The sequence below is a fragment of the Gabonibacter massiliensis genome, from assembly GCA_001487125.1.
GTDB lineage: Bacteria > Bacteroidota > Bacteroidia > Bacteroidales > Marinifilaceae > Gabonibacter > Gabonibacter massiliensis.
Map to the genome: position 1 here is coordinate 144,300 of LN913012.1, position 14,720 is coordinate 159,019.

Sequence of the window (14,720 nt, forward strand, 5' to 3'; positions counted from 1 at the left end):
GGACGGGGGTTCCGTTAACCTCTGTTCATAAATTGAAGGAGGATTAACTATGAGAACATTCCTAATGGGTAATGTTGGGTTCGAAGAAAAGAAAGCGTGGGAACCTAAGTGTTGGATTAATGTTGTTTCACCGACGGAAGAAGACATTCGTTTTCTTACCGATAAAATGGGGGTTCCCCAGTCATTTTTCGGAGATATAGAAGATATCGATGAGCGTTCTCGTTTGGAGATAGAAGATGAGTGGATACTCATGATTCTACGTATTCCGTATAAGGTGGACGAAAGTATTCCTTTTATTACAGTTCCTTTGGGTTTTATTATAAAGGATGATGTCATTATTACGGTATGTCATTATAAAACGGAGATGATACCTGATTTTATTCAATATGCCGACCGTAAGGGGGTTGAGGTAAAACAACCTTGGGATTTGGTATTTCGTTTGTTTTTATCTTCTTCCGTTTGGTATTTGAAATACCTGAAGCAAATAAACAATCAAATGCACGCGGCTGAGATCGAGTTGGAAAAATCAATTCGTAACGAAGAGTTACAACGCTTGTTAAAAATTGAAAAATCATTAGTCTTTTTTATAACTTCTTTAAGAGGAAACGATAACCTGTTGATCAAAGTGAAAAATTTAAGAAGCCAGCGTAAATATTTTGATGAAGATTTGGTTGAGGATGTTGAAATCGAGCAGCGGCAGGCACAGGATTCAGCCCGTATATATAGTGATATTCTGAGCGGTACGATGGATGCGTATGCTTCCGTTATCTCTAATAATTTGAATATCGTAATGAAACGATTGACCTCTATTTCTATTATTTTAATGCTTCCGACGTTAATAGCCAGTTTATACGGTATGAATGTACCTAATTCTCTGGAGAATAACCCGTATGGTTTTTTGATCGTGCTTGTCGTATCTCTCCTGTTTTCGGCGATTGGATTTATTGTATTTAAATGGAGGAATTGGTTTTGATACGGGAGAGTTAAAATATAAAAGGGGTTTAACAAGAAAACCCCTTTTATATTTTAACATACTCTTAACGGATTGTAAATAAACTTTTGGCCATTTTTGATGTCCATAAGGTGAATCAAGGGATGGTGTAGGAAGTGTGAAAGCGGAGAAACTATATACATGCAGACATAATGGAAAACTAAATATGAATAAAAGGGTAAAAAGAGTTTTGCAGATAGGAATACCGGTTGTAATAGTACTCCTTATTTTAGTTCCTCGTTTAAATGATTCTTTCACTAAACGGCAAAGAAGCGGACAGGGCCGACGGGGGATGTCACAGGGTATTTTGCCTGTAAGCGGATGTGTCGCCGGATTGTCGATGTCTAATAATGGAATCATGGCTAACGGGACTTTATTACCTAACGAGGAGGTTGAATTGGTTTCTGAAACGGCCGGGAAGGTAGACAAAATTTATTTTAATGACGGGGACCATGTAAAGAAGGGAAAACTTCTTTTAAAAGTGGATGATTCGGATTTGAAGGCTCAGTTGGAGCGTGCCGAATTTGAAAAGAAGTTATTGGAAGACAAGCTGGAACGTCAGCGTATATTACTGAAGCGGGAATCTGTCAGTTATGAATCGTTTCAACAAATGGAAACCGAATACAATATGCTTTTGGCCGATATCGAGTTGTTGAAAGTAAAAATTGCCAGAACGGAGATTCGTGCTCCTTTTGACGGAAAGATGGGATTTCGTTACGTGAGTGAAGGGAGTTATGTACAGCCGAGTACGAGGGTTTCCAGTCTGGTGGATAATTCTGTATTGAAAATCGAATTTTCAATTCCCGAAAAGTATATAAATGTTCCTTTAATCGGGAAAAAGATCAAGTTTAGGACCGAAGGGATAGAAAAAGATATTATAGCGGAAATATATGCTGTCGATCCTCAGGCCGATATCCAGACTCATATGATTACCCTGAGAGCTCGCTATCGGAATACGGCGAATTTGGTGGCCGGAATGTTTGTAAAAGGGGAGTTGATGACGGAAAGCAATCGGACATTTATGATGATTCCCAGTGAGGCCGTTGTTCCGGAGATGAATGGAAAACGCCTGTGGGTGGTGAAAGAAGGGAAAGCCCTGAGTGTACCGGTGGAAACAGAGAGTCGGGATTCCCGTTATGTAGAGGTTATTTCCGGTATTCAACCCGGAGATACGGTACTTACGGGCGGACTGATGCAATTACAGAATGGTATGCGAGTAAGTGTTTCTCTTGCCAAAGAGGCAAGTGGGGAATAAGATGGAGGATAGCAATTTATATCTGGTGATGGAATTTTGATATTATTAGGGTTAAAAATCTAAAAATAAAAATGGAATGAGTCTTTCTTCGACCTGTATAAAACGTCCGGTATTTGCCACGGTGATGAATCTGATTTTAGTAATTGTGGGGGGAATCGGACTTTCTTATTTAGGTGTACGTGACTATCCCAGTGTCGATCCCCCGGTTATTTCGGTATCGACTTCTTTCGTGGGTGCTAATGCCGATGTTATCGAAACGCAGATTACGGAGCCTTTGGAAGCGGCTATCAACGGTATTCAGGGAATTCGTTCTTTGAGTAGTACGAGTCGTGACGGTCAGAGCCGGATTACGATAGAGTTTGAGTTGGAGGTAGATTTGGAAACGGCTGCTAATGATGTACGGGATAAGGTATCCGGAACCTTAAGACGTTTACCGCAAGATATAGATCCCCCGACGGTTTATAAGGCAGATGCTGACGCACAGCCTATATTCGGAGTTTCTTTACGTAGCGATAAACGCTCTTTGATTGATTTGAGCGGATACGCCGAGCGTTATTATAAAGAGCGTTTGCAGACCATTCCGGGGGTAAGTAGTGTGGAAATATGGGGAGAGAAACGTTATTCGGTTCGTTTGCGAATGAATCCTTCTTTGTTGGCAGCCCGCAAACTGACTCCGATGGATGTGAAAGCGGCTATTGAAAATGAAAATATAGAGTTGCCCTCCGGTCGGGTGGAGGGTGATAATACGGAATTAACCATCCGGACGTTAGGACGGTTGATGTCTATCGAAGATTTTAATAATTTGGTGATTTCCAGGGATGGGGATAAATTGGTCCGTTTCCGGGATATCGGTGTGGCCGAAGTGGATGCCGAGAATGTGCGTAGTATATTGAAGCGCAACAGGGTTCCGATGGTTATCTGTGCGTTGATTCCTCAACCGGGAGCGAATTACATCGATATTGCGGATAGGGCATACCAAGTTATGGATGATTTGCAGCGGGATTTACCTGAGGATATTGAAGCCGGAATAGCCTATGATAATACTGTTTTTATTCGTGATTCCATTAATGAGGTAGAGGATACGATTCTTGAAGCTTTTGTTTTGGTCGTGTTGATTATTTTTCTGTTCCTGCGTAACTGGAGAACGACCTTGATCCCGGTATTGGCAATTCCCATTTCGCTGATTGCGGCTTTTTTCATTATGTATATGGCCGGTTTTTCCATTAATATATTGACGTTATTAGCCGTGGTTTTGGCCATTGGTTTGGTTGTGGATGATGCGATTGTTGTGATGGAGAATATCTTTACGAAAATAGAGCAGGGAATGACACCTTTAGAGGCCGGTTTTAAAGGATCCAACGAGATTTTCTTTGCTGTTATAGCGACAACGGTCGTGTTGGTAGCCGTATTTTTCCCTATTGTCTTTTTGGAGGGAACTACCGGAAGATTGTTCCGGGAATTTAGCGTGGTTATCGCAGGTGCGGTAATCGTCTCTTCTTTTGTCGCCTTGACCTTTACTCCGATGATTTCGACGAAGTTATTGACGAAGGATGCGACTAAAAATTGGTTTTATCGAAAAACGGAGCCCTTCTTTGAAGGGATGAATCGTGTGTATCGCCGTTGGTTAGAGCGTTTTCTTCAGGTACGTTATTGGGCATTGATTATCATCGGTATCTCCGGAATTGCTATTTATCTTTTATGGTTGGCCATTCCATCGGAAATGGCTCCTTTGGAGGATCGTTCCAATATTCGTATTTCATCGACGGCGCCGGAAGGGGCTACTTTTGAATATACGAATCGTTATTCTCAAGAACTTTCAGCTTTTATCGAAGAGACTGTACCCGAGCAGGATAAGTTGATAGAGTTCGTGGGGGGAGGACAGACCAATCGCTCCAGTTTGAATTTATGGTTAGTGAGTCCGGATGATCGAACCCGGACGCAACAAGAAATCGCTGATGAATTGGCTGTAAGCGTGCGTCAATTTACTGGAGCCCGTACATTGGTTTCCCAACAACAGACTTTTGGAGGACGCCGAGGAGGACTTCCGATTGAGTATGTCATTCAGGCTAAGAATCTGGATGATCTGAAATCGATCTTGCCGAAATTCATGGAGGAGGTAAATAAAAGCCCTCTGTTTTCCGCATCAGACTTAAACTTGAAGTTTACTAAACCGGAGTTGACTATTAACATCGATAGGGATAAGGCTGCGGCCATGGGGGTGACCGTGCAAAATATCGCTCAGACATTGCAGTTGACGATGAGTGAACAACGGGTAGGGTACTATATTATGAACGGAAAACAATACCAGATATTAAGCCAGCTGGAGCGGGAGGACCGAAATAAACCTTCCGATCTGAAAGGAATTTATGTCCGGAATCAGGAAGGAAATTTGATTTCTATGGATAATTTGATCTCTATGCGGGAGAGTTCTATGCCCCCTCAGCTATATCGTTACGATCGTTTTGTTTCCGCGACGGTTTCCGCGGGTTTGTCCAAAGGCGTAACTATTTCGCAAGGATTGAAGGAGATGGATCGGATTGCTGACGAGGTATTGAATGATGATTTTAAAACGACTCTTTCCGGTAATTCAAAAGATTTTGTGGAAAGTTCTTCCAGTTTAATGTTCGCCTTTTTGTTGGCCTTATTGTTTATATATCTGGTCTTATCCGCTCAGTTTGAAAGTTTCAGGGATCCCTTGATTATTATGTTGACCGTTCCTTTGGCATTGATCGGAGCTATGGTTTCCTTATGGTATTTCGGACAGACCATGAATATTTTTAGTCAGATCGGAATTATTATGTTAGTCGGATTGGTTTCGAAGAACGGTATTTTGATCGTGGAGTTTGCCAATCAACGGAAAGCTGCCGGATTGTCTATGTCAGAGGCTATTCGAGAGGCATCGGTTTCCCGGCTGCGTCCGATCCTGATGACGAGTCTGTCTACTGTTTTGGGTATTTTGCCAATGGCTATCGCAACGGGAGCCGGATCGGAGAGTCGTGTTGCTATGGGAATCGCTGTCGTCGGCGGGATGGTTTGTTCCACTTTACTGACGTTGTTTGTTATTCCCGCTATCTATACCTATTTTTCTTCTCAAAGAGTAAGAATTATAGAGGAGATAAAGGAGTAAAAAGGACTTAAAAAGAGAAAACTATGAGAAGAGAGGTGTTATATCAATCCGCATTATGGAAAACATTCGGTATGCTTATTTTTTTTCTGGGTTTTGAATTTAACGGATTTGCCCAACAGAGAATAACTCTCCCGGAATGTATTAATCAAGCGTTGGAGTCAAATTATGCTATAAAGATAATTCGCAACGAGGCCTCCATGGCTAAGAATAGTGTGGATTATTCTTATTTTTTACCCAGCTTGGCTATTGATGCCAGACAGAATCAGACGCGCAACGATGTGAAGACGGAGAGTAATGCGGGAGAGATCAGTAAATTATCTGACGTGAAAACCGATAATTATTCGGCCGGAGTGGCCTTGAACTGGCGTTTGTTCGATGGATTGGAAATGTTTACTACTCATGAACGTTATAAAGAGTTGGAGTCCAGAGGGGAATTATCCGTAAAAATGGCGGTGGAGAATTTGATCGTGGAGGTAAGTGCCGCTTATTACGATGTGTTGGTACAGCAACATCGATTAAAAGCGGCTAAGCATTCGTTGAATCTGTCAAAAGAACGTTACGATGAAGCGCGTGTTCGCCATCAGATCGGTAATATGGCTGGTTTAGAGTCTCAACAAGCAAAAATCGATTTGAATTCGGATAGTTCTGCTTTCGTGCAACAGAAAGAGATGGTGAAAAGTGCTTATATCAATTTAAATAAATTGATGAATGTCGATTTACAGAAAGTGGCCTATGTGCAGGATACGATATTATTGGACCTGCCATTGGAAATGGCGACTTTGGAGAAAAACACGTTGGTGCGCAATACGGCTTTGTTAATCGCTAAAAAGGAACAGAAAATATCCGCGTTGGATTTGAAAAATGCAAGAGCCGTTCTATTCCCGACATTGGATTTTAGTTCCGGATATAATTATAACAAAACGGATGCTCCGGCTTCCAATACGAAACTGAACCGGACAAACGGGTTTTATTGGGGATTTTCCGTGAATATTCCGGTATTCAGTCGCATGCAAAATCGGACAAAAATCAGAAATGCCCGTTTGGAACAAGAGAATAGTGAGTTATCCTATAAAGAGGTAGAAAAAGAGACATTAGGTGATTTGGCGTTACTGTATAACACCTATGAAAATAATTTGCTGATGGTTGGCTTTGAACGGGAGAGTGCGGATGTTGCCGAAAAAAATTTGGATGCCGCGTTGGAGAAGTATAAATTAGGATCCCTCTCCGGTATTGAATTTCGTGAATTTCAGCGAAGTTATTTGGATGCGGTGGATAGAATGTTGTTAGCTCTTTATCAAGCTAAAGTTTCGGAACTGTCCCTATTATTGATTAGTGGAGGTATTTGAAATGGTGGATTGAGAGAAGACAGGAGAGTTACTGTAAAAAACAAAAGACGGTTTGCGAAACTTATTCACAAACCGTCTTTTGAATGTATATAATCAATTTTTAGCAAATCTCATTCAATTTATCTGCCATCGCGTAGGCGATTTGACGACATTGTTCGAAATCTTCTTCTTTGGGTGCACCACAAGCTTCAACGGAAGGTGCTACCACTTCCCATTTGATTTTTTCGGCAAATTGATTGAAACGAGGCATGGCTCCTCCCGCCCAAGCTTTACCTCCGAAAAAGGCTACAACATGATTTTTAACACCCATATGTTCCAATTCGTTTAAAAAGGTCTCCATGGTGGGGAAAATGCCTCCGTTGTAGGCGCAGCTACCCAAGATCACACCTTTGTAACGGAAAATATCATTAATCATATAAGAAGGATGGGTTTTGGACGTATCGTGAATTCGTATTTTTTTAATACCTTTTTCAGTCAAAAAGCGGGCTATCATATCGGCCATCTTTTCCGTATTTCCATACATGGAGCTAAAAGCGATGACTACTCCTTTGTCTGTTTCGTATTTACTCCATTTATCGTATTTCGCGACGATATCGGCGATATGGGAACGTCGGATGGGGCCATGTGTGGCACAAATCATCCGTATGGGAAGTCCTCCTAATTTCTTTAGTGCCTGTTGTGCCGGTTGTCCGTATTTTCCCACGATATTCGAATAGTAACGGCTGATCTCTTCTTCCAAATAATCCAGATCCACTTCATCGTCGAAAACTCCTCCGTCCAATGTGCCGAAAGCACCGAAAATATCACCGCTGAACAGAATGCCTTCCGTGGATTCGAAGGTGACCATGGTTTCCGGCCAGTGAAGCATGGGAGCCATATAAAAATTCAATTTATGTTTTCCCAGATCCAACGAATCTCCTTCTTTTACTTCCAGCAGGTTATCGTATACACCGTAAAAATTTTTCAACATGGGAAAAGTTTTCGAGTTGCCGATCACTGTTACGTCGGGATAATGACATAGTAAAGCTTTGATTGCTCCCGTGTGATCGGGTTCCATGTGATTTACAATCAGATAATCGACTTTACGTCCGTTCAACAGTTGTTCGATGTTCTCCACGTAATCCTCCATTTTGCTTCTTTCAATGGTATCGATCAGGGCTACTTTTTCATCGATAATGAGATAAGAGTTATAGGCTACACCTTTGGGAAGAGGCCAATAATTTTCAAATATATGAGTTCTTCTGTCGTTAACACCTACCCAATAAATGTCCTTTTTTATTTCTACTGCTTGATTCATATCGATTAAGTTTTTAATTAAACGTTTCAATTCTTCGCAAAATTATAAAAAAAAGACTGTCTTCTCGGAGGAAGGACAGCCTTTTTTTAATTTAGTTTCTCTATCAGGAAATAGAGAAAATTTATTTAAGACCTAATTTCTTTTTGATCTCTTTAGGTATTGCATTCTTGTGAATGAGGATATTCATCGTTTTTAATTGCATGAAAGGATAAGAAACATAGAAATAACCTCCGAATTTGTTATATTTATTCCATGAGTTTTTCACGATGAAATAGGGAGTTCCGTTTTGGTCTTTAGCTTTTCCGATAATTTGCATGCCGTGATCGTCGGTTGTTTGGTAGTTATCGAACTCGCGTTGTCTCATTTCCTGGGTAATCTGTTTCTCGGGAGCCGGACCACTTTTGAAAGCGTCCGGATTTTGTTGTTTTTTCGGCATAGCCTCCCATTTGGCGATTTCAGCCCCGCTCATCTCTTTGGTATCAGTTGTCGGAACCACGGCAACACCCGGATTTACAGTAGCAAATCCTTTTTCGCTAACATCGGCGCCCCAGGCAAAAGTATAACCTTTATCGATGGCTTTGTCCATTACTTCCATGAACTCATCGAGAGGTAAGTTGTATGATTCTCCCCATAACCAGTTATCCGGAACCTCAATTGCAAACGAGGTGTAGAAAGGGTGATGCGTGAAAGAGGTTAAACTGACGTAGTCGTCCATATTTAGACCTACAACTTCGTCTGCGAATGTCCTGGGGGTGTATTCTTTTCCTTTGTATTGGAATTTTTCAGGTTCGGCTCCTAAATAAGCGTCTAAAATGCCTTCATATCCTTTTTTCCAAGCCGTACTTAGTTTCTTATTTTGGTTTGTGATAACCGCTTCCACGTAAGCTTTTAAAACGGCGTCGATTTCACCGAAAGCATGATTGGATTCTCCGTACTCCAAACCTTCGTATACTTCTAAAGGAACAATACCGTAATTTTTAATCGTATGCACAACATCTCCGAATGAACCGCCTACACCGAAATTCAAAAAACCATGAAGGCGTACGTATTTGTCTGCTTTATCGCTATAGGCATGTCTTACCGAATACATGGCGGAAAGATTAACCGAATCTTTGCCCATACGCATCATTTCCGATTCGAAAAATGCAGTTGCTGACCAGGACCAGCAGGTTCCTGCACGACTTTGATCTTTCACCGAGAGTGTCGGTAATCTGACAATTTCCGTGAAAATATAACCTTCCGGTTTTTGCTCTTCTTCTTTTTCTTTTACTTGGGCGTTGGCAAATAGAGAGAGCCCAAAGATACAAATAAACAGTAACGAACTGATCTTCTTCATTTTAATGTGATTTGTGTGAATAATGATATGTTATTAATTCTATTTCCGTTCAGACTGTCGCCAAAGATAAAAAATTGCTTGTTCAAAACGGAAGATCAAAATTAAATTCAGTGTTTTTTAAGAAAAAAATAACATTTAAATTTTTTTCCATATATTGATTTTCGGGAAAAAACGATACTTGTTGTCGCAAATCCAGATGAAGAGTATACCGCCTATTAAAATAATGATCGGATCCCAATAGGAGGAAGCCGGATTTAAATCTTTAAATAGAGCATGTGTTTGTAGAGCTGCCGAATCATGCGTTACGAGTATGGATGCGAGAGCGTTGTTGGCAAAATGAAGGCCAAGTGCCAATTCGATACCGTCGTCTTTTACGGCAATATAACCTAAAATAAGTCCCATGAGGATATATTGTGACATGGCGTTGAAGTAGCCGAAGCGTTCGACTTCCGGATTGCTCGAATGTAATAAACCGAAAATAATGCCGGTCATCAGAATGGCGATCCACCTGTACTTGAAGAGTAAGGCAAAACCTTGCATGAGATATCCTCTGAATATAAACTCTTCAAAAGCAACTTGAAAAGGAATTAAGGTGATGACAATTACACACATGATGATAAAAGGAAGCGGTTCGAACTGGAAAAGCAGTTCAGACTTGTCACTCAGGAGGTATTGCGAAAGCAGGGAGAGAAGTGTTATGATCCCCCAAATCCCGGCTCCAAACAGAAAGCGATGGATATCGAAACGGTTTCGGCCCGTGAGAATATCTACGGACTTTTTTTGATGGATGAATCTTATACAGATCAATAAGGTGATTACTCCCACGGCGAAAGGAAATAATACTAAGGCTAAGCCCGGGTTCGTGTTAGGGACAAGGAAGCTACTGCTTTGCAGGATAGAACCCGTATTCATATAAGCGCTGTAAAGCAGGACGGGAATGGAGGCTATTTGTATGGCTATAAACGTAATGGCCAGGGTGAGGACGTATCTGTACCATTGGTTTTCTCCTTTAGTCGCTTTTTCTAAAAACATAACTGATGTTTGAATGGTTACTAAAATCGTTCTCCTACAGAACGGAGTAATTGTTCCAAGCTGTACTCGTCGGCAATCAGTACTTGTCTGGCCTTGCTTCCTTCGTATGGTCCCACGATACCTGCCGCTTCCAACTGGTCTATGATTCTTCCGGCCCGGTTATAGCCTATCGAGAAACGTCTTTGAATGGAGGAAGTTGAACCTTGTTGAGTATTTACGACCATTCGCGCCGCCTCTTCGAATAGCGGATCTTTGATACCGAGATCGGTTTCTGAACTAAATCCGTTTTCTGTATCCGATTGGTATTCAGGCAACATATAGGCAGACGGGTAGGCCTGTTGGTCCGCAATGAAATGGGTAACGGCATCGACTTCGGGAGTATCCACAAATGCACATTGTACGCGGACCATATCTCCGTCGGCAGAGATGAGCATATCGCCTCTTCCTATCAGTTGGTTGGCTCCCGGGGAATCTAATATGGTACGGGAGTCGATCATGGAGGCGACTTTGAAAGCGATCCGAGCCGGGAAATTGGCTTTGATGACGCCGGTGATGATGTTGGTGGACGGTCGTTGAGTGGCGATAATCATATGAATTCCAACGGCACGGGCAAGTTGTGCGATTCGGGCAATGGGTTGTTCAACCTCTTTGCCGGCAGTCATGATAAGATCCGCAAACTCATCTACAACCACTACGATATATGGAAGATACCTATGGCCGTTGTTCGGGTTTAACTGACGTTTGATGAATTTCTCGTTGTATTCTTTGATGTTTCGCACCTGCGCCATTTTCAATAAATCATAACGGCTATCCATTTCGATACAGAGTGAATTCAAGGTAGCGACCACTTTACTTGTCTCCGTAATAATCGCCTCTTCTTCTTCCGGTAATTTGGCTAAAAAATGTTTTTCTATAATGGAATAGATACTTAATTCTACTTTCTTAGGGTCAACCATCACGAATTTCAACTGGGACGGATGCTTTTTGTATAATAGAGAGGTAATGATCGCGTTTAGACCTACGGATTTTCCTTGTCCTGTTGCTCCGGCTACTAATAGATGAGGCATTTTGGCCAGATCAAAGGTATAAGGTTCATTGGAGATCGTTCTGCCCAGTGCAATCGGAAGGGCGTATTTGGATTCCTGGAATGCTTTGGAGGCGATAATTCCTCGCATGGAGACGATTTCCGGATTCTGGTTCGGTACTTCAATGCCAATGGTGCCGGCTCCCGGAATAGGGGCGATGATACGGATACCCAAGGCTGCCAAGCTTAATGCGATGTCGTCTTCCAGGTTCTTAATCCGGGCTATCTTAACTCCCGGGGCTGGGACTATTTCATATAGAGTAACAGTCGGACCGATTGTCGCTTTTATTTTGGTGATTTCAATCTTATAATATCGTAATGTTTCGACGATGGTGTTTTTATTTGCTTCTAACTCTTCTGCCGTTACCTTGGGATTTCCTGACGAATGTTCTGCCAATAACTCTAACGTGGGATAGCGATAATTAGAGAGATCCAATGTGGGGTCGTAGTCTTCGTCGGGTCGTAAGTTCCTGTTTAACTGCTCTTCCAGCTTATCTGCGATTATAGTGAGCTCAATGTCTTTACCTGAATCTCCTGTTATAGTTTGTTCGTCGGATTCTGCTTCGATCCTTTTCTCAAAAGGTTCATCCTCTTTTTTTATGTTTATCTCAAAATCGGGTTGGTCTAAATCCTGAAAAGTAGGGGTATCAGGAGTATCGAATTGATGTTCGAATATACTGTTTTCTTCCTCTTCTTCCTGAGGAAATGTTTCCCCGCGAACAGATTCTTTCTCCCTTTCTTCCTCCTCTATCCTCATTGCCTCTGTTTCGGCTTCTTCTCGAATTTTTTCTTCTCTTTCGGCTTGTAGATGCGCTTGTTTTTCCTTACGCTCTCGTCTGCGTATAAAATAATTTTTTACTATGGCGACACATTTATTAAAGGCGTTTTCGAATCCGAAAAAGAGAATAACGGAAAAAGAGATTAACAGTAAAAATAAAGTTCCCACTTTTCCGACCAGTGAGTTTAACCAATTGCTGATAAAATAGCCGTGTGTCCCTCCGGGAAAAACATAACCTGTTGGGATAAAATTAAAAAGATATCCGAAGAACAGAGAACACCAGATGATAAGAATAAACCCGATCAATAGTTTTCTCGAGAACCTATAAATAGAGCGTCCCATTACCTGCAGACCTCCGATAAAGAATAGATAACAGAATATAAAAGAGGATATTCCAAACCATTGGTTGATGAAAATATCAGAGAGTATAGCACCTACTTTGCCAGCAGGATTGCCTGCTTCTATTTCGGAATTAGTGATTAATTCCATCGAATTCTTGTCGACTAAACTCTGGTCAATTCCTCCTGTGAAAAAGAACCCGACAAATGAAAGCAGAAGATATACAGATAATAAAATCAGGATTAATCCCATAATTACACGTGTTCTTGGGTCTTGTAGTATATGTGGTTTGTGCCAACTGCTTGATTTCGTACTCTTTTTCTGATTGATTCTTGTTATCATGTGCTTGAAATTTATAGCAGGCAAAGTTACAATTTATATGGGAGAGTTACAAAGTAAGGATAAATTTCCGATAAAATTTTAAAGGAAGATTTTTTTATAATATACTGACATTACGTCCCGATATAGGGGGGATTGTATATGGTTTTGTGAAACTACAAAATCATAGGTTAAGTTATATTAATTAAGAAATTCTTAATAAACGATTGGCAGGGATATTGTTAATATTGTGAGAAGTAAAATGAAAAGTTGAGTTAAATCAAAAGATAAGGATATGGCAATTACAAAATCATTACTAAACCTCGGATTAGGTATGGCAGGAGGATGTATTGCATTCTTCGTTACAGGTACTTTACAAAAGGAACCGGTAAAATCCGCTCAGCCCTTGGAGGTCGTTTCTCCGGCTGCGGCTCGTCCGGTAACCATGGTAAACGGTAGTGCGATTAATGATGTACCTGCCGGAAATGTGGACTTAAGGGATGCTGCCAAAAAGACAGTTCCTGCCGTAGTCCATGTCAAAACGATACAGATGGGAAGGGAGATAGTGGGGAATCCTTTGTTGGAATTTTTTTACGGTAGAGCACCTCAGGTGAGGGAAGTTCCGCAACGTATGGGATTTGGCTCGGGGGTTATAGTTTCAGAGGACGGATATATCGTAACTAATAATCATGTGATCGACGGGAGTGATGATATTACGGTCGTTTTGAACAATAAGAAAGAGTATAAGGCAAAAGTTATCGGGAAAGATGCAAATACGGATATTGCTTTATTGAAGATAGAAGAACATGGATTATCCTATTTGGAATATGGTAATTCAGATGATGTCGAATTGGGTGAATGGGTGTTGGCTGTCGGAAATCCGTATAATTTGACTTCGACCGTGACGGCCGGAATTATTAGTGCGAAAGCGCGTGATTTGGGCATGGATAGAAGAAAAATGAATTTAAGTTCTTTTCTGCAAACGGATGCGGCAGTGAATCCCGGTAATAGTGGGGGGGCTTTGGTAAATGCCAAAGGGGAGCTGATAGGAATCAATACGGCTATAGAATCGCCTACGGGATCTTATTCCGGTTATGCTTTTGCGGTTCCGGCGAATATTGCTCGTAAGGTAGTCGGAGACTTGAAAAATTTTGGAACCGTGCAACGGGCCGTTTTAGGTATTCGTATGAACGAGGTAACGGCAGAATTAGCTAAAGAATTAAATCTAAAAGATGTAGGAGGGATATATGTCATAGAGGTACTTGCTAATGGAGCAGCAGCAAAGGCTGGTATAAAGGAAGGGGATATTATTAAAGAGATCAATGGTATAGAGGTTAATACTGTTTCTGCATTCCATGGCCAACTGGGGAAATACCATCCGGGAACAACGGTAAATGTAAGTGTTGAACGGAATGGAAAGAGAAGAAATATGGATGTACTTTTGCAAAATATGTATGGAGACACGGCATTGGTGGATATGAAGGATGACGGCATTTTAGGTGCGGTGGTTGAGCCCTTGTCCAAAGAGGAGAGGTATCGTTATGGAATCAATAAAGGGGTGAAAATTACCGAATTGAAAAACGGACATTTTAAAGGTATCGGTTTGCAAAAAGGGTATATTATTGTAAAGATTAATAACCATTGGATATATGATAAAGACGATCTGGTGAAGGCATTGAAGATAGCAGAGAATGAAGGGGTTTTGATTACCGCTATTTCTCCGAGGGGACGGATCGAATATTTTGCATTGTCGTTACAGGATTAAAAAAAGTTAATAAACCAAAGGTGGCGATTTTAACATATTGGTATATGGATAA

9 protein-coding genes are annotated in these 14,720 nt (G+C 41.2%); 5 read left to right on the plus strand and 4 right to left on the minus strand.

The genetic code is table 11. The features are described from left to right. The first annotated feature begins 49 nt into the window (after positions 1-49). The 4 genes from BN3283_RS02945 to BN3283_RS02960 all read left to right on the plus strand — a co-directional run bounded on the left by BN3283_RS02945 (position 50) and on the right by BN3283_RS02960 (position 6,719). Positions 50-973: a magnesium transporter CorA family protein gene (locus tag BN3283_RS02945; RefSeq protein ID WP_041502614.1), complete on the plus strand. Its 924-nt coding sequence runs from the start codon at positions 50-52 to the stop codon at positions 971-973. Positions 974-1,157: 184 nt separating this feature from the next. Next, positions 1,158-2,246, plus strand: a complete 1,089-nt coding sequence (locus tag BN3283_RS02950; protein ID WP_059025590.1) for an efflux RND transporter periplasmic adaptor subunit — start codon at positions 1,158-1,160, stop codon at positions 2,244-2,246. A gap of 76 nt (positions 2,247-2,322) precedes the next feature. Then, positions 2,323-5,373, plus strand: coding sequence for an efflux RND transporter permease subunit (locus BN3283_RS02955; RefSeq protein ID WP_041502616.1), 3,051 nt, complete (start codon positions 2,323-2,325; stop codon positions 5,371-5,373). A 23-nt stretch (positions 5,374-5,396) separates the two neighbouring features. Further along, positions 5,397-6,719 (plus strand): TolC family protein, encoded by a 1,323-nt coding sequence (locus tag BN3283_RS02960; protein ID WP_059025591.1) that lies wholly within the window; start codon positions 5,397-5,399, stop codon positions 6,717-6,719. Positions 6,720-6,819: 100 nt separating this feature from the next. On the opposite strand, the gene BN3283_RS02965 is transcribed toward BN3283_RS02960, so the two are convergent. The 4 genes from BN3283_RS02965 to BN3283_RS02980 form a co-directional block, all read right to left on the minus strand. Continuing rightward, positions 6,820-8,016, minus strand: a complete 1,197-nt coding sequence (locus BN3283_RS02965) for an FprA family A-type flavoprotein (RefSeq protein WP_041502618.1) — start codon at positions 8,014-8,016, stop codon at positions 6,820-6,822. Positions 8,017-8,137: 121 nt separating this feature from the next. Then, a complete protein-coding gene (locus BN3283_RS02970) occupies positions 8,138-9,352 on the minus strand; it encodes a C1 family peptidase (protein WP_059025592.1) in 1,215 nt (404 codons plus the stop codon). A gap of 135 nt (positions 9,353-9,487) precedes the next feature. Next, on the minus strand, positions 9,488-10,384 hold the full coding sequence (locus BN3283_RS02975) for a CPBP family intramembrane glutamic endopeptidase (RefSeq protein WP_059025593.1): 897 nt from the start codon (positions 10,382-10,384) through the stop codon (positions 9,488-9,490). Between the two features lie 20 nt (positions 10,385-10,404). Next, the gene (locus BN3283_RS02980) at positions 10,405-12,927 is read right to left on the minus strand and encodes an FtsK/SpoIIIE family DNA translocase (protein WP_059025594.1); all 2,523 of its coding nucleotides are present in this window, start codon (positions 12,925-12,927) and stop codon (positions 10,405-10,407) included. Between the two features lie 271 nt (positions 12,928-13,198). Between BN3283_RS02980 and BN3283_RS02985 the strand changes: the two genes are divergently transcribed. Then, positions 13,199-14,668, plus strand: a complete 1,470-nt coding sequence (locus BN3283_RS02985; protein WP_059025595.1) for a Do family serine endopeptidase — start codon at positions 13,199-13,201, stop codon at positions 14,666-14,668. Positions 14,669-14,720: the final 52 nt, after the last annotated feature.

Excerpts from the sequence above, each read along its gene's own strand:
- BN3283_RS02945 (WP_041502614.1), top strand. The coding sequence starts at position 50 with ATGAGAACATTCCTAATGGGTAATGTTGGGTTCGAAGAAAAGAAAGCG.
- BN3283_RS02950 (WP_059025590.1), top strand. The coding sequence starts at position 1,158 with ATGAATAAAAGGGTAAAAAGAGTTTTGCAGATAGGAATACCGGTTGTA.
- BN3283_RS02955 (WP_041502616.1), top strand. The coding sequence starts at position 2,323 with ATGAGTCTTTCTTCGACCTGTATAAAACGTCCGGTATTTGCCACGGTG.
- BN3283_RS02960 (WP_059025591.1), top strand. The coding sequence starts at position 5,397 with ATGAGAAGAGAGGTGTTATATCAATCCGCATTATGGAAAACATTCGGT.
- BN3283_RS02965 (WP_041502618.1), bottom strand. The coding sequence starts at position 8,016 with ATGAATCAAGCAGTAGAAATAAAAAAGGACATTTATTGGGTAGGTGTT.
- BN3283_RS02970 (WP_059025592.1), bottom strand. The coding sequence starts at position 9,352 with ATGAAGAAGATCAGTTCGTTACTGTTTATTTGTATCTTTGGGCTCTCT.
- BN3283_RS02975 (WP_059025593.1), bottom strand. The coding sequence starts at position 10,384 with ATGTTTTTAGAAAAAGCGACTAAAGGAGAAAACCAATGGTACAGATAC.
- BN3283_RS02980 (WP_059025594.1), bottom strand. The coding sequence starts at position 12,927 with ATGATAACAAGAATCAATCAGAAAAAGAGTACGAAATCAAGCAGTTGG.
- BN3283_RS02985 (WP_059025595.1), top strand. The coding sequence starts at position 13,199 with ATGGCAATTACAAAATCATTACTAAACCTCGGATTAGGTATGGCAGGA.